Raw genomic sequence first — 16,402 nt, forward strand, 5'->3', positions numbered from 1 at the left:
ATTACATCTCATGCTTGGGCCTCCTTGACGATTTCCCTGAAATAAGGGCAACAATAACGATGAACAGTGTAAATATAAAATAAATAAACAATGTAATAGGTAACACATACTTTCCTTTCATCTCATCGAATGTGCTTCCACTTATAAGCAATAACGATAAACTGATCAAGAAGAAAGGCGGTGCAATATACATCCATATCTTTTTCTTTTTCCGATGTAGATTAAATAAGTCGACAATGATGTATAACATCAGCCCCACTCTTATAAACGTACCAGTAAGCCATTGATAGATCGAGAAAAAATCAAGATGTTCGATGAAGCGCCCTATGGCTACTAGCCCCCATTCTTCATAAGCTGGAAAACGTTGTTTAGCTGCTTCAGTTGGCCCAAACTCCGTAATAGCACCAATTAACGGGCCTAGCGTGAGACCCGTCAAAATAAGGATCATCGTAACATAATGTCTAAAACGAATCTGACCCTTTACTTTATGTTGGATAAAGAGAAACAAAAAAAGTTCGATAATTCCTGAGGCTGGGTACACCATCCCTTTTATTACAGGCTCAAATCCGTGTTCCATAAAGGGCCGCAACAATTCATAATTTTTTACTTGTATATTCGTAAAAGCCGCAAAAAAACCAAAAGCAACAACACCTACTAATACAATTACGTTTGTTATAACGATTGTCTGAATGGAAGTGGTTATAAGCAAGACACAAAGAATCGTAAAAAGGAGTAGTAATATAAAGAGAGGTGTTTCAGGCAAAAATGTAGTTTTTACCCATTGTAATGTTTCACTTATCGTCAAAGATGCTAACAACAGAAGAGAAATCGCTAGCAAAAACAAGAAAATCGATGAGCTGACTTTGCCAATTTTCTGTTTTAACCAATCTTTCATCGGCTCCTGATTTGATTTTTTATTAATATAAAAAAGCAGTAATCCCCAAGGCAACAAAACCAAAGTTGAAAAAAGTACAGATAGCCATCCGTCCCTCCCAGCAACATTTAAAAGAGGTGGAATAATCGTGACATGATTTTTCAAACCGATAACAGTCATCGATAGGAATATTACGTGTAGCATACTGATTGAACCGGTATGTTTCATGCTGAAAATCCTTTCTGCTTTGTTTATACTATTTATCTTGGACAATAATCAGTTAGATTATAAGCAAGTCCATAAATATATATCAGCTTTAGGATTTCGGATACCTATGTATGAAGAGCTTCTCTTTTCATTAAACTACCGGTGCTTCTCCACTAAACGTCTCCCACCTTTTCAAAATTTAGTAAAAACTATGGACGACGATTTAATACACGCTATTTAGTTGTTTGATAGATGACATACAAAAGGGATTTGAGCGTTTACACTCAAATCCCTTCCGTCAACAGAGTGAGCCGATGTTCCAAAAATATAGGAACATCGGCTTTTAAATGCGAAACTATTATAACACCTAATTTCTAGCGAATTCACCAACGACTTCAACCGTCTCAAAAATATTAATAAATGCTTTTTCATCATGTTTACGAACGATTTGTTTAATCTGCATCGTTTCATATCGGGTAACGACCGTCATTAAAATTTGTTTCTTTTCTTGCGTAAACCCACCGTACCCATCAGTTATTGTAATACCACGATAAATGGATTGCATTAACTCTTGTCGTATAAGTTCCCCCTGTGTCGTCACAATTTGCATCGTCAGCTTTTCATGATTCGTATAAATTGTATCAACCATTTTCCCTGATAAATAAATTGCAAGTAATGTGTATAATGCAATCTCCCAATTAAAAACAGCACCAGAAATAAGGACAATAATTCCATTCATACCTGTTAATAGTAAGCCAACACTTATATTGCTTGATCTAGAAACAATAATAGCTATAATGTCTAACCCACCAGAAGTTCCGGAGTATTTCAGTATCATACCAACACCAAGTCCGCTAATGATCCCACCAAAAATAGAAGAAAGCAGTATATTATCTGTGATCGATTCCGCTGGTATAAAGTATAAGAAAAGCGAGAGTGAAATGACGCAAATGAGCGTATTGATCGTAATCTTTTTTCCTAATTTAAAATAGCCTAGAATAAGTAATGGTAAGTTTAATACAAAGTTTAATAGACCAGTATCAAAAGGTGTGATGATTCCAAGCAAAATGGCAATTCCGCTAATCCCACTACTAAGTATACCGTGTGGAACTAAAAAACAATTGAAGCCAAAAGCGATGATTAACGATCCTATAATGATGATTAAATTTTTCATAAAACATATACCCCTTTTAGCAAATCGATCAATTACACCTTGACGTAATTGCGTCCATATTTTTAATTGCGCTTGATGTCTACAAGAAGTTGATCACTCAGCAGTTATCGTTGCAGACTCAAGTAAAAATACTCGTCCCGCAGTTAGGACGAGTATATATTTGCATCATTCATTTTTCCCACAAGCTACTTCTCTTCTCAAAATATGCATGTATGAAATAATTTATCAGAATTATCTTGTCAAGTCAATTCAATAAAAACCGATTGATCTATTTCCTCAATCGGTTTTTAATAAACTTATCTTTTTTTCACTGTTATTCTTCCATTATCGCTTTCTAAATTGATTTTGTTCACACCATCACCAAAAACCGTTTGTTTATTTTCTGCCCCAAAAACGTTTATTCTCCCATTATCTACTTTTACATGAATCGTAGCATTCGTTGGTTCTTTATCCGTTTGGATTTCAATTAATCCATTATCTGTTTTTAAATCGATTGGTCGATCTAAATCGGTTGTAGTTAAGATAATTCTACCATTATCCGTTTCTGCATCTATACTGCCATTTACATCTTGCATAAGGATTTGCCCATTATCTGATTTAAGTCGTATTGTTTGAGCTTCTACATTTTGTAGATCAATTATGCCATTGTCCGTTTCTAAATCAATCGCTTGAACGTTGATATCGTGCACGTTAATTCGTCCATTGTCGAGTTCTGTTTTCAATTCGTTATATTCTTTTTCTGGAACATGTATCGTTAATTTAATAGAATGAGGTCCGAATCCAAAGTGGAAAAAGTTCCATCTTTTCTCATTCAGTTCAACGAAAAGGGTATCCCTTTTCACTTCTGCATGGAAGCGATAGTTAAACTTCTTTCTGATTTTCCCTGAATATTCCACCTTTGTCTCCGATTCTTTCGTCGGCAGAATTTCGACAGAAGCATTGCCAGATTCTACATGTATATTCGTATAATTATTGTCTTTTATTAAGATTTCATCTGATTTATCTACTAATGTGTCCTTAATATTAAGAATGATACTTATAGCTGCTCCAGCAAGTAATACAAATAAACAAATGATTGCCACTCTTTTGAGTCCCATTTTATAACCTCCATTTAATCTTTCTTAGTACATCTTATTATATAGCACTTAGAACATATGCAAATGGTCTGTAGCAGTGATTCTTTCTAAGCCTTAAGGCGTATAAAGAATCTAGGAGTGGCTAATTTGCTTTTCTAGTAAGTTGGTTTTTTCATTTAAGAGCTCGGTATAAGATGCTAATTCATCTTTGCTTGTTGTTTTTATGTATATAGGTTCGCCAAATATGATTGTAGCTTTTTTCATTTTTCTTAGCTCTTTTAAATTTCTTGGACCAACATATAAGGCGGGAACGATAGGTGCTTTCGATAAATTCCCAATGGTTACAGCTCCTCTTTTTAAAGGTGCTTCTTCCGATGTTCTAGTACCGCTTGGAAAGATACCGACTACTTCCCCGGTTTTCAAAAGTTTTACTGGTTGTTTAATACTGCTCGGTGATGGGTTTTCTCGGTCAACCGGAAAAGCATTTATGCTTCGTAAAAATCTCCCAATCACTTTGTTTTCGAAAAGCTCTTTTTTCGCCATAAAATGTATTGGTTTTGGCACACACATCCCTAATATGACGATTTCCAACCATCCTCGATGCGTACAAGTTACGATATAACCTTCATCCTTTGGCAATAAATGCTCATTTTTCATTTCTACTTTTCCAAATAAACGTACAACCAATTTTGCAACAGATAAAGTAAAATTGTACATAGTCATCACCTTCTATTATCTAGTTTTAGTATCTAGTACTAATTATAGTTTCTTGGCATTAAAAATACTAGACTTAGTATAAATAGGCTACTGTTTTTAATCTATTCGGCTATCCATTTATTTTCATACCATTTCGGAATAAGTAACCGAAATTCGTCAAACTGATCTAATGTAAATCGAGTATAGCTTTGGAACTTCTCCATTTGATCAATTCCACCTTCATGCCCCCAAACTTCTGCAAATACAAGATGCATTGCCGCATACAATCGATGCATTTCCCAAAACGAATTTGGAATGGACTTCTCATCATGGTAACCTTCCACAACACCACATGAATATGCTCGGCTAACTTGGACATTAAAATATTCCATTTTATAAAATTCATTGATTGGATCCGCGTATCTTATTTTTTGCATATCGATTAAACCTGTAAAACGATCTTCATGAATTAATATATTACCAGGATGAAAATCAAAATGCTGAATACAGCTTGGCCGATTTTTTAATAAGTACAAATTATCTTGAATAAATGGCAAGATGCTCGCATAATTTGGATGCCTACGAACAATTTCTTCAAAACGAGGAGCTTGATTGTCAAATCTTGCTTTCCAAGTCTCCTCCCAACTTGGATAATCGTCCGGTGCCACTATGCTATGCATATTCTTAAGCGCATTTCCTACTTGAAGTCCTATTTCGTATTGAACTTTGGGAATTTTAATGGGTAGAGTAATATTTCCATTTTCACCAATCATATAGTCGAGAATCATATAAGTTCTATTTTCATATACACCTACATCGTACACATATGGAATACGAGGATCCAAAGCATGTACTTCATTTGTAAGTTTTGCTTGCTCTACTAATTGACCAATCTCTGTTTTGGGAGACATACGTAGCAAATATGTATTGTCGACACACCATTTTTCATCGTCCGAAAATCCTTCTTCTATTAAATGAAGGGAAGTGCATTTATGTAGAAAAGGTATTTTAAGCTTGTCCATTTTATTCCTCCTTAAGTTGGAAAATTTTGAGCAACGAATTTCACCTTACAATATTTTCAGATATTTCGCAACCTGTTTTTCCATACAAAAAAGCCGCTCCGCTATTCGTCGATGGAACAACAGATCGGCATTTTATTCTTCTATACTAGTTTGCAGATCGTACGTTTATGAGTACATTAATAGCGAACATAATCACGCTAAAAACGACAAGCACCCCACCAATTGCAGTAAATATAGTCGCTACTTCTGCCCCGTCCAGAATGAGTACTGTAAGTGCAATCATCATTAATGGGAGTCCGATATTAGCACTCCAAAAATGTAATTTTGCGTACATATTGCTACTCGTACTTGGAAATAAATGATAAACAAAACCGGCTAAAGCAAATGATGCCCATCCTAACAGATTAACGTGCACATGCACACCTGTTAAAGCATAATCGTGCGCCATCGACATGTACAGACCTAACAGAACCCCAATGACAAAATAAACGACCGAAATCTTGATAAAGCGGATAGCCATGCCTACCTTTCCCCTTTCTCATAATAGAATAATTAGTTCTCTATATTCTATTTGCGAAAGAAAAAGAGTATGCTTGTTTTGTAAAATAATGGGGTTGTCCATTAAAAAAATATTGCATTTTCTAGGGGAAGTGCGTCAAACGAAGTCGAGATAAATCCAGTAAATGGCTTAGGGCAACGAATCAATCATTGAAAGCAACCAATTTTATTGCGAAAGCAACCAATTTTATTGCGAAAGCAACCATTTCTCAAAGTAATAAGTTTAATTGAAGTGAGACAGCAATGATTGTTGCGCATTTCTTCTATAACTGTAACAAATAATTATAATTTCAAACACCTTCCGACATTATTAAAGGTAAATCACTTTCTTGCATAGAATATATACAAAAAGGAGTGCGAAATATAATGAGTTATATGAGTATAGTTTTTGCAGGCATCTATTTGTTTCTTTTCTTATTTGTTTGCTATAAAATGTTTAAAACGAAGCGAGTCCCACCGAATCGATACACTCCTTTTCATAAATTAATATCAGGTAATAATGCAGACATTAGACAAGAAAAAAAGGTTCAATATTCGAAACACGAAACGGAGTATGAGGAAAAGAACCATATTAATGAATAACTTCTTAACGCTAACTGTGCAGATAATAGATAAGTTCATGCATTTCGTGAAAGCCCGATGCTTTATACAAATGAATCGCTTTATCATTATCTTTAGCTACACTTAATATAATTTCTTCCATTTCAGAAAATGAAAAAAGATGTGCTAAAGCAGCTTGAATCAGCTTTGTACCAATACCTTGTTTTTGGTGCTCACTCGATACAGCAATATATTCAATTGTACCTTCTTTATGCTCGGGTTTTGCTTCTACATAGACGTAACCTATGATCATTTCATCTTTATCGGTCATTACTAATAATTGATTGTACTCACTTAGTCGCTGGATAATTTCAGAAGCTGTATAGTATGTATTTGGAAAAGCTGTTTCATGGAGAGTAGTAAATGAATCACGATATTTAGTATTAAATGGCTTAATTTGATGTAGATCTACATTACCTAAATGGCTATGAACCGCTTTTAATACTAGATGATTGCCTTTATAGACAGCCTTTTTCTTAATCGCAAATTGTTGTGCGAATGTGTTTTCTTTATTGATAAAAAACGAGAACTCATGAATTTTGTTGTTAGACAATGCAATCACTTTGTCCCATAGCGCATCTGCAAGACCTGAATATTGACTTTTATTTCTAATAAAAGGCCCCCATACTTCAGCACTTTGATTTTCCACATCTATATCGAATCCTATAGCTCCTATAATTTCATCATTTTCATAAGCAACTGTAAAATATTTGGATATGTCTAAATCCGAGAAATGATGTACCAATGTATGATAAATTTCACTTTTTAACTTACCACAATAACCTATATGGGTTTCGCTATTATTATTCATCTCTTCTAAAAACAGTGCTAACTTTTCTATATCCTTAGCTTCACTTAAAATAATGCCCATCTTTCATCTCCTCCATCAAGTACATATTCACGCTTTATGAATGCCACTAAACTATAAACCAATCCTTTTTACCTAAAACTATACTACTTGTTTTGTAAGTAGAAATTAGCTAGCTAAGTGCATTATGATACAATCAAGATAAATACATGAACGAAGGAGAACAATATGTGCCGAAATATAAAAACACTTTTTAACTTTGAACCAACTGCAACAGACGACGAGATTTATGCAGCTTCTCTCCAATATGTACGGAAGGTTTCGGGGTTTAATAAGCCTTCAAAAGTTAATGAAGAAAGTTTTCATAAAGCTGTGGAGGAAGTGTCTATTATTACTAGAAATTTGCTAAACTCATTACAGACTAGTGCAGAACCTCGTGATCGAGAAATAGAAGCGGAACAAGCTCGAGCGAGAAATGCAAAGAGATTTGGAACTGGGCAAATTTCATCAATTAAGTAGGAATCAGATGGAGCTACTCGAAAGAAAGTAGCTCTATTTTAGATTAAAAGCAAGCCATTCAATTTAAAGATATGGCAATGTTTTCAGATTCAGTTGTTTCTAACAGTACTACGTCTAATTAGACTTTCTCTTGCTTCAAAATATTCTTTATCAAGTTTTTTTATGAATTTTGCTACACTAGTAACCTCATTTATAGAACCAATGCCTTGACCGCTCCCCCAAATATCCTTCCATGCCTTTGCAGACGTTTCTCCAAAATTCATCTTGGATGGATCACTTTCCGGTAGATTATCAGGGTCTAATCCTGCTGCTTGAATGGATGGTTTTAGATAATTTCCATGAACTCCAGTGAAAAGACTGCTATACACAATATCATCAGACGTTGAGTCAACAATTGCTTGCTTATATTCTTCAGATGCACGGGCTTCATCCGTTGCAATGAACGGTGAGCCAATATATGCAAAATCAGCTCCCATCGCTTGAGCAGAAAGGACAGCACTTCCCGTAGCAATCGATCCCGACAAAGCGAGCGGACCATCGAACCACTGGCGTATTTCTTGAATTAAAGCAAAAGGGCTCTTCACACCAGCATGACCGCCAGCTCCTGCTGCAACTGCAATTATGCCATCTGCTCCTTTATCGATTGCCTTATGAGCAAAAGTATTATTAATTACGTCATGCAAAGCAATTCCTCCATAACTATGTGCAGCCTCAAATATTTCTTCACGTGCACCTAACGATGAAATAATGATGGGCACTTTATACTTCACACACAATTCCATATCGTGTTCTAATCGCTCATTTGACTTGTGAACGATTTGATTGATTGCAAAAGGAGCAGCTGGACGATCAGGATTTTTTGCGTTGTAAGCTACGAGCTCCTCAGTAATTTCTGCCAACCATTCATCAAGTAAGGAAGCAGGTCTCGCATTCAGTGCAGGCATTGATCCAACAATTCCTGCCTTACATTGCTCTATTACTAGCTTAGGATTACTAATAATAAATAACGGTGCTCCGATTACAGGGAGACGTAGATTCTGAAGTACTGACGGAATTTTTGACATTGGTTGTTCCTCCATTCAAATGATCGGTAAAGCCTTACTTAGAAAAAATAAACAAAGATATCGAATTGTTTCATTAATATCTTACCATCCCTAGTTTAAATTTTCAGATTAATAGGAATATAGCATACTTAGGATGAATTGCATACAAGTAATTTATGTACGAAAGATTGAATCATTAGACGCTCCAAAACAGCAAAAAGGCCCTTTGACTTTATATCAAAGGACCATTTCTTTAGTTTAATACTCTCTTCTTAGCAGCAACAACTAGCTCACGTATTTTCTCCAACTCTTTCTGATGAAAAGCCTCGACTATCGAACTCCCAACAATAACGCCATCTGCCAAAGAACCAATCGATTTTACTTGTTCCGGAGTCGAAATACCAAACCCAGCAAGAACCGGAACCGGACTTAACTCTTTCAATTGCTTTAAATGCTTTTCTAATTGCTCATCAAATCCATCTCTTACTCCCGTAATCCCATTAACAGTGACCGCATAGATAAAACCTTCACCAGCAGTCACAATCTTGTCAATACGGTCAGGTGGGCTAGTTAGCGAAACAAGTGGAATAAGTGCCACATCTGTTTCTAGAAATGCACTTTTTAGCATGTCACTTTCTTCTAGAGGTACATCTGGTACGATCAAACCGTACACGCCACTGTTCGTACAAGCTTGTGCAAATGCATCGATACCATAACTCAATATAGGATTGATATATGACATTATTATTAGAGGAATAGTAACTTCAGCTCGAATCTCTCTTAACTCATCTAAAATAGTTCGCAATGTGACACCATTTTGAAGCGCACGTTCCCCGGCTCGTTGAATTGTCGGACCATCTGCTACAGGATCGGAGAACGGGATACCAACCTCAATCGCAGTAGCTCCTGCTTCTTGAAGAAATAGAATTTGCTCTGTTAACGAACCATCCCCGCCCATAATATAGGGGATAAATGCTTTCTCTCCTTTGTTCAATTGCGTTTGAATTGAGTTAGTTAAAGTTGTTTTAGTCATTTTGAGCACCTCCAAGCGCCTCACGGACAGTATGCACATCTTTATCGCCACGACCTGATAAACAAACGACTACAATTTCGTCTTCACGCATAGTTTTGGCTAAAGCTGCTGCATAGTGAATAGCATGAGCACTTTCTAAAGCTGGAATAATTCCTTCTGTTTTTGCAAGTAATTGTAATCCTTCTAGTGCCTCGGTATCCGTTACTGAAGTAAACGTTGCTCGCCCTATATCATGTAAGTAAGAATGTTCCGGTCCAACAGCTGGGTAATCAAGTCCAGCAGAAATCGAATGCGCTTCTTGAATCAGCCCATCGTCATCTTGAAGTACATACATATACGCCCCATGTAGTACTCCTTCTTTTCCGCCAGCAATTGCTGCGGCATGTTTACCTGTTTCAATTCCACTTCCTGCAGCTTCCACACCATACAATGCAACTTTCTCATCATCAATGAAAGGATGGAACATACCAATTGAATTACTACCGCCTCCAACGCAAGCTACAACTGCATCAGGTAAACGTCCTTCTTTTTCTACTATTTGTCTTCTTGTTTCCACACCAATTACTCTTTGGAAGTCACGCACAATTCTTGGAAATGGATGTGGTCCAAGCGCAGACCCAAGAATATAATGCGTATCTTCCACATTCGAAACCCAATAGCGGAGTGCTTCATTGACAGCATCTTTGAGCGTTCCAGAACCTTGATCGACCGATACGACTTTTGCACCAAGTAACTCCATTCGGAATACGTTTAACTCCTGTCTACGAACATCTTCTTTCCCCATAAACACAACACATTCCATATCAAATAATGCACAAACAGTTGCAGTAGCCACCCCGTGTTGTCCTGCCCCAGTTTCAGCTACTATTTTCTTTTTCCCCATCCGCTTTGCAAGTAATGCCTGCCCAATGGTGTTATTAATTTTGTGCGCTCCAGTATGGTTCAAATCTTCTCGCTTCAAATAAATTTTTGCTCCTCCAATTTGACGAGTCAAACGTTCTGCAAAATAAAGTGGATTTTCTCTACCAACATAATCCTTTAAGTAATAATTAACTTCCTCTATAAAAGTAGGATCCATTCTAGCATTCTCATAAGCTGTTTCTAACTCTATCAGTGCCGTCATTAATGTTTCTGGCACGAATTGTCCTCCGAATCGACCATATCTACCTGCTTTTGTTTGTACCATTTGCTCATCTCTCCTCTTCTTTTGCCGCATGTATAAACGTACGAATCAATTCGTCATCTTTTACGCCATTTCGTTCGACTCCACTAGAAACATCTACCATATAGGGCTTCACTCGCCCAATAGCTTCCGCTACATTTGTTGGATTTAGCCCACCTGCTAAAATAACTTTTTCTTGCTCTACTTCATGTCCTTTCATTAGTTGCCAATCAAATGTAATGCCACTGCCAGCTTGAGGTGCGTCAAATAAGTAAAAGTCTGTATGATATAGCTTTGCGCTTTCGACATCTTCTTCACTTCTAATAGACAGCGCTTTAATCGAAGGGTAATTCGTTGATTGTACAAAATCCGGACTTTCATTCCCGTGGTATTGAATAAAATCTAACGGTACTTCACGGTAAGCTTTTTCGAGTTCCTCTTGCGTTGGATTGACAAAGACCCCAACTTTTAACACGGAAGATGGAATATCTTTCGCTAGTTCATGAGCTACTTCCACGGTGATTTGCCGTTTACTTCGTGCAAAAACAAAACCAATTGCATCAGCTCCCGCTTCCACAGCTGCTGCGACATGCTCTTTTTCCATTAATCCACAAATTTTCACTTTCGTCATTTGGTGATCCCTCCAAGCTCCACTTGCAACGCTTGAAGTGCATTTCCTACATTCCCGCTTCGCATAAGTGATTCTCCAACTAGTACCCCTCTAGCTCCAACTCTTGCAACTCGCTCTGCGTCTTCCGTCTTCCAAATACCACTTTCGCTAATGAGTACACGCTCTTCATGAAACGGAAAAATGGCTGCAATTTCTTCGGTACGTTTTAAATCAACATCAAATGTACGTAAGTCTCGGTTATTTACGCCGATAAGTTTAGCTCCTACTTTTAAAGCACTTTCTAATTCATTTGCGTCATGAACTTCTACTAATACTTCTAAGCCCGCATCGAAGGCATACGCATAAAGATCTTTCAGTTCTTCTTTACTTAGTGCTGCAACAATCAAAAGAATGACAGACGCTCCTGCATGTTTGGCTTGATCAATTTGCACCGGATGAATAATAAAATCTTTACATAGTAAAGGAATTGGTACTGCATCTGCTACGGAAGCTAAATCTTCGAAAGATCCTTTGAAAAAGGGAGTATCCGTCAAAACAGAAATACATGCAGCCCCTGCCTCATAATAGGAGATTGCTTGTTCCACTGGATTGACGCTTTCTGCGATTAATCCTTTCGACGGGGAAGCTCGCTTTATCTCCGAAATGATTTGCAATTGTTCACTTTTATATAAGTGGTCAAATAAAGAAGGACGTGTTACTCTTTCTTCTAATATTGAGCTATCTTGTGTTAGCATAATTTCAATTTGCTTCTTTTTCTCTGCAAGAATCTTATCTAAAATAGTAGCCATTACATTACCTCCTGTTTGCGCACATTGTTACTGAATGCGATCACCGCTTCTAATTTTGCGAGCGCCCTACCGGACAAAATACTATCTGTTGCTAGTTTGACACCTTCTTGAATACTCCCTACCATTCCTTTTGCATAAAAACCAACACCTGCATTAAAAATGACTGTGTCAAAATATGGGCTACGTTCCCCTTTTAACACCGCTCGCATAATATCTGCATTCTCTCGAGCATTTCCTCCTCTAATCGCAGAAATTGGTGCACTTGCAAGCCCAACATCTTCAGCCGTTAATGTAAAAGGAATTAAATCTCCTTTATCTACTAATACAAAAGAATTTTTACCAGCTAGAGATGCTTCATCCATTCCACCTGCTCCGCATACAACAATTGCACGCTTTCTTCCTAGCATCTGTAATACAGTTGCATATTCCATCGTAAAATCAGGTCTATTTATACCTGTGTATTGACTCGTTAGTCGAACTGGATTCGTTAAAGGACCAATTAGATTGAAGATTGTTGGTTTACCAATTTGCTGTCGTACTTGCCCAATACGTTTTAATCGCGGGTGAACGCTTGGAGCATAAAGAAAAGTAAGCCCTTCTCTTGCTAGTAATTGCATTGCTTCATCTGCATCGATCGTCGAATCGATCCCAAGCGCTTCTAACACATCCGAACTACCAGCCGCACTTGAAATTTTCCGATTCCCGTGTTTTGCAATAGTTGCACCACCACCAGCTAAAACAAAAGCGGATGTTGTACTAATGTTGAAACTATTTAACCCATCTCCACCTGTACCACAGTTATCCATATAATTTCCTGCTGGTTCATTTAGTTTTAAGGCAAACGACTTCATAACAGTCGCTAGTGCGGCCACTTCGTTTGCTGTTTCTCCTTTTTTAGAAAGTGCGATTAAAAACGTTTCTATTTGTTGCAATTCCGTCGTTTCGTCAAACATCTTTTGAGAAGCACTCACCATCTCCGCATACTGTAAATGCTCTTTCTTCTCTACTTTTTCAATAAAATCTCTCATCTCAGCTCTCTCCTCTGCTCTGCTATTTCTAAAAACAAAAAAAGCCCTCTTCAAAGGTATTCAAAAGAATCCCTTTGAAGAGGACGGTGTTGACCGCGTTGCCACCTCTTGTTGAAGCGTTTCCACTCCCACTTTAACTCCTGTAACGTAGGAAACACGTCTACCTCTAAAACGTTTGTTCGTTCTCGAAGTAGCTCTCATAAGCCCATTCACACTCGCTACAAATCAGTTCTCACCAACCACTGACTCTCTAAATTGCTCACAAGTGCTACTCTTCTTATTCAAATAATTTCTCCGCTATACTCATCTAATCTCGGCTCATCTGTTCTATGGGCGATGTCGCTCTCGACATCTTCTACCCGTATCCGAACATTTAAGTTACTGTCTATGATAGTAGCAATACTTTCAATTGTCAAACTATTTTTTCTTTTAATAGAATAAAAAGAAAAGAGGTTAAATATATTGCAATAAAAATTTCCGTATAACAACAGTATTCATGAATTAACTATCCAATTAGTTACTTAAGAAGGAACACACTATCAACCCTATAATTTAATTTCCCTGCAACCTAGTATAGAGTCTTGTACTTCTGTAGAGTTTAAAACCTTGATGTGAAGGAAACTAAAGTATGCCAATTAAGCAAATGAAAAAAATCAGCAAAAAGAAACAAAATAAGTGAGGAGAATAATCCCTCACTTTAATTTTTATAACCAAAATAAAACCAATTATATTCATAAACAATTTAACATGGTAGGGATGTGATATTTAAGTCTTAGTTTACTTTTCTCACACTATCCTGCCAATACTTATCTTTTACATGTCGACGAAGAATTTTTCCGACCGTGCTCGTTGGTAATTCATCAACGAATACGAGTGATTTCGGAACTTTGTATTTGGGTAGATGATCAGTAACATGCGCGACTAACTCTTCGGCTGAGATGCTATTGCCTTCTCTTAGAACAACTTCCGCATGTACTTTTTCACCCCAATCTGCATCTGGGACGCCGATTACGACGGAGTTACTGACAGCCGGGTGAGAATTTAGTGCGTTTTCAACTTCTACAGCGTATACATTAAAGCCACCAGTTATAATCATATCTTTTTTACGATCCACGATATAGAAGTAACCTTTGTCATCCACATAACCAAGGTCTCCAGATTTCCAAAAACCGTTATGAAACTCAGATGCTGTTTCTTCAGGAGCATCTTTATAGCCCTTAATAACAGAGTTTGAACGAATCCAGATTTCACCTATCATACCTGTCGGAACTTCCACTCCATCCGGATTCGCTACAAACATTTCAACACCAAGAAGTGGACGTCCAGCCGACGTGAGGCGTTTACGGTCCTCTTCTGTTTCAAATATGTGATCATTTTTCGCTAGTATCAGAACTGGTGGGAAAGCTTCTGTTGATCCATAGCCCTGTATGAAGATATTACCGAATTGTTGCTGTAATAGTTCTAGTTTAGATGGACTCATTGGCGAAGCACCATATATGACACAGTCTAAACTACTTAAATCATATGTGTCATGTAATCCAAGTTCTTCTAAGCGGTAAAGCAAGGTGGGAACTGCGAAGGTAGTGTTAATATCATACTCTTCAACCGTTTTGCATAAAAGATTTAAATCTGGAAGATTAATCGTATAATTTGTACCACCTTTCAGATGAACAGCCGGTGCAAAAGCTCCTGTTGCGTGTGACATCGGCGTGACGTGTAGGAATTTTGTTTCTTCGTTATACACATTTCCTTGAATGGAATGATTTTGAACAATGGTGCCGAAAATATTACGGTAGGTGTACATCGCACACTTCCCTCGTCCTGTCGTTCCACCTGTAAAGCGGTAAAGGATGATATGATCATCGATATCGTATTCTACGTTAAATCTTTCATTGCTTTGGTGTTCGATGATATCTCCAAAATATTCGACTTCTGAGTAAACTGTTTCCCCTTTGTCCATGGCAACAATTTTGATTCCACGTTTCGTCAATTCTTCGAGATAATTATCTTTCGTTAATAGTACTTCTTCCAGGAAAATCACTTTTGGTCGAACAAAATCAATTTGGTAAAGATGTTCTTTAATATTGTCGCGATAATTGAGCCATAGACCTGCAACTTCTGTTTTATAAGGGCCGAAGTTAAAGAAACTCATATTATCGTTTTCTAAAAGGGTTGCATACGTATCACCTTCTCCCATTCCAAAGTGATCGGTAAGGAGATGACCAATTTTATTTGTTAGAAGGTCAAGTTCTTTATACGTAAATTTTCTGTTGCGTTCGATATTGTACAAAGCCACTTTGTTCGCAAATTTTAACATGTTATCTCGGTACATCCGTGCAAAGTTAATTTTCATTTTTCCCATCCCCTTGGTTTCTAGAAATTATTTGCCCGTAAAATTCGGTTTACGCTTCTCACTAAATGCCCTTAATCCTTCGATGCAATCTTCGGTTTGGATGTGTGCTTTTAACTTTTCCATTTCACCCTTTAATGCTTCATCAAATGTTTTTTTATAACCATCCTCCATCATTTCTTTCATCGTTGATAGGGCAACTGGACTTTTTTCGGCTAACTTTTCTGCAAGTTGCATGACGGTGCTCTCTAGATCTTCATCCACCACGACTTCATGGACTAGTCCATATTCTTTCATCTTTTGAGCAGGGAGAAATTCTCCACTGAACAACAAATATTTCGCTCGATTTTCCCCAATCTTTCGTGCTAATTTAATAGAACTTCCGCCCCCTGGCACAACACCAAAATTGGAATGGGCATCTCCAATTTTCGTGGATTCAGCAGCAATAAGAATATCAGCAGTTAAAGCGAGTTCTAACCCTCCCGCCAATGTAATCCCATTTAGAGCACCAATAACTGGTTTTGGGAAACTATATAGAAGTTGGAAGCATTCTTCCGCTACTGTAAAAAAGCCCTGTGCATTCTCAGTATTTCTTCGATTTCTTTCGGCTAATATTTCTTTTAAATTAGCACCTGCACAAAACGCTTTTCCTATCCCGGTTAAAACAACTACCCGAGTGTCCTTATCTTCTTTCAAAAGTTGAAAGATGTATATTAATTCAGTAAGAAGTGCTTTGGAAAGGGCATTCATTTCTGCTTCATTATTCAAATAAACCCAAGCCACCTGATTTTTCTTTTCGTAATAAACGATGTCTTTTTCCAACTGTTTCCCTC

At 37.3% G+C, this 16,402-nt stretch carries 17 protein-coding genes and 1 other annotated feature; of the genes, 2 read left to right on the plus strand and 15 right to left on the minus strand.

Features of this window, described 5'->3' with window-relative positions; genetic code table 11:
• Window position 1: 1 nt before the first annotated feature.
• From FG383_RS01240 to FG383_RS01265, 6 genes are all read right to left on the minus strand, one after another.
• Complete coding sequence (locus FG383_RS01240; RefSeq protein ID WP_142605028.1) at window positions 2–1,102, minus strand: endospore germination permease; 1,101 nt, start codon at window positions 1,100–1,102, stop codon at window positions 2–4.
• Window positions 1,103–1,448: 346 nt separating this feature from the next.
• Window positions 1,449–2,255 carry a YitT family protein gene (locus FG383_RS01245; protein ID WP_142605029.1) on the minus strand — a complete coding sequence of 269 codons (807 nt, stop codon included), beginning with the start codon at window positions 2,253–2,255 and terminating at the stop codon, window positions 1,449–1,451.
• Window positions 2,256–2,551: 296 nt separating this feature from the next.
• On the minus strand, window positions 2,552–3,352 hold the full coding sequence (locus FG383_RS01250) for a DUF4097 family beta strand repeat-containing protein (RefSeq protein ID WP_142605030.1): 801 nt from the start codon (window positions 3,350–3,352) through the stop codon (window positions 2,552–2,554).
• A gap of 111 nt (window positions 3,353–3,463) precedes the next feature.
• Entirely contained in the window at window positions 3,464–4,048 is a 585-nt protein-coding gene (locus FG383_RS01255) for a lysophospholipid acyltransferase family protein (RefSeq protein ID WP_142605031.1), read from the minus strand.
• Window positions 4,049–4,149: 101 nt separating this feature from the next.
• Window positions 4,150–5,049, minus strand: a complete 900-nt coding sequence (locus tag FG383_RS01260) for an aminoglycoside phosphotransferase family protein (protein ID WP_142605032.1) — start codon at window positions 5,047–5,049, stop codon at window positions 4,150–4,152.
• 145 nt (window positions 5,050–5,194) lie between these two features.
• Window positions 5,195–5,569, minus strand: a complete 375-nt coding sequence (locus tag FG383_RS01265; protein WP_142605033.1) for a cytochrome-c oxidase — start codon at window positions 5,567–5,569, stop codon at window positions 5,195–5,197.
• Between the two features lie 404 nt (window positions 5,570–5,973).
• Here FG383_RS01265 and FG383_RS01270 point away from each other — a divergent pair, with 404 nt between their 5' ends.
• Window positions 5,974–6,189, plus strand: a complete 216-nt coding sequence (locus FG383_RS01270; RefSeq protein ID WP_142605034.1) for a hypothetical protein — start codon at window positions 5,974–5,976, stop codon at window positions 6,187–6,189.
• Between the two features lie 10 nt (window positions 6,190–6,199).
• On the opposite strand, the gene FG383_RS01275 is transcribed toward FG383_RS01270, so the two are convergent.
• A complete protein-coding gene (locus FG383_RS01275; RefSeq protein ID WP_142605035.1) occupies window positions 6,200–7,078 on the minus strand; it encodes a GNAT family N-acetyltransferase in 879 nt (292 codons plus the stop codon).
• A gap of 165 nt (window positions 7,079–7,243) precedes the next feature.
• Here FG383_RS01275 and FG383_RS01280 point away from each other — a divergent pair, with 165 nt between their 5' ends.
• A complete protein-coding gene (locus FG383_RS01280) occupies window positions 7,244–7,534 on the plus strand; it encodes a DUF2277 domain-containing protein (RefSeq protein ID WP_142605036.1) in 291 nt (96 codons plus the stop codon).
• A gap of 89 nt (window positions 7,535–7,623) precedes the next feature.
• Here the strand turns inward: FG383_RS01280 and FG383_RS01285 are convergent, their stop codons facing one another.
• The 8 genes from FG383_RS01285 to FG383_RS01320 form a co-directional block, all read right to left on the minus strand.
• Window positions 7,624–8,598 (minus strand): NAD(P)H-dependent flavin oxidoreductase, encoded by a 975-nt coding sequence (locus FG383_RS01285; protein WP_142605037.1) that lies wholly within the window; start codon window positions 8,596–8,598, stop codon window positions 7,624–7,626.
• Between the two features lie 232 nt (window positions 8,599–8,830).
• Entirely contained in the window at window positions 8,831–9,610 is a 780-nt protein-coding gene (gene trpA / locus FG383_RS01290) for a tryptophan synthase subunit alpha (RefSeq protein ID WP_142605038.1), read from the minus strand.
• Window positions 9,603–10,796, minus strand: coding sequence for a tryptophan synthase subunit beta (gene trpB, locus FG383_RS01295; RefSeq protein WP_142605039.1), 1,194 nt, complete (start codon window positions 10,794–10,796; stop codon window positions 9,603–9,605). The genes trpA and trpB overlap by 8 nt, the downstream gene beginning before the upstream one ends.
• Before the next feature lie 4 nt (window positions 10,797–10,800).
• Complete coding sequence (locus FG383_RS01300; protein WP_142605040.1) at window positions 10,801–11,403, minus strand: phosphoribosylanthranilate isomerase; 603 nt, start codon at window positions 11,401–11,403, stop codon at window positions 10,801–10,803.
• Window positions 11,400–12,191 (minus strand): indole-3-glycerol phosphate synthase TrpC, encoded by a 792-nt coding sequence (gene trpC, locus FG383_RS01305; protein WP_142605041.1) that lies wholly within the window; start codon window positions 12,189–12,191, stop codon window positions 11,400–11,402. Before trpC ends, FG383_RS01300 begins: the two co-directional genes overlap by 4 nt.
• The gene (gene trpD / locus FG383_RS01310) at window positions 12,191–13,219 is read right to left on the minus strand and encodes an anthranilate phosphoribosyltransferase (RefSeq protein ID WP_142605042.1); all 1,029 of its coding nucleotides are present in this window, start codon (window positions 13,217–13,219) and stop codon (window positions 12,191–12,193) included. Before trpD ends, trpC begins: the two co-directional genes overlap by 1 nt.
• A gap of 76 nt (window positions 13,220–13,295) precedes the next feature.
• Window positions 13,296–13,513, minus strand: a binding site (T-box leader).
• Between the two features lie 478 nt (window positions 13,514–13,991).
• The gene (locus tag FG383_RS01315; RefSeq protein WP_185907810.1) at window positions 13,992–15,572 is read right to left on the minus strand and encodes a class I adenylate-forming enzyme family protein; all 1,581 of its coding nucleotides are present in this window, start codon (window positions 15,570–15,572) and stop codon (window positions 13,992–13,994) included.
• A 27-nt stretch (window positions 15,573–15,599) separates the two neighbouring features.
• Entirely contained in the window at window positions 15,600–16,391 is a 792-nt protein-coding gene (locus tag FG383_RS01320; RefSeq protein ID WP_142605044.1) for an enoyl-CoA hydratase/isomerase family protein, read from the minus strand.
• Between the last annotated feature and the right edge of the window lie 11 nt (window positions 16,392–16,402).

Source organism: Psychrobacillus soli, assembly GCF_006861775.1.
Lineage (GTDB): Bacteria > Bacillota > Bacilli > Bacillales_A > Planococcaceae > Psychrobacillus > Psychrobacillus soli.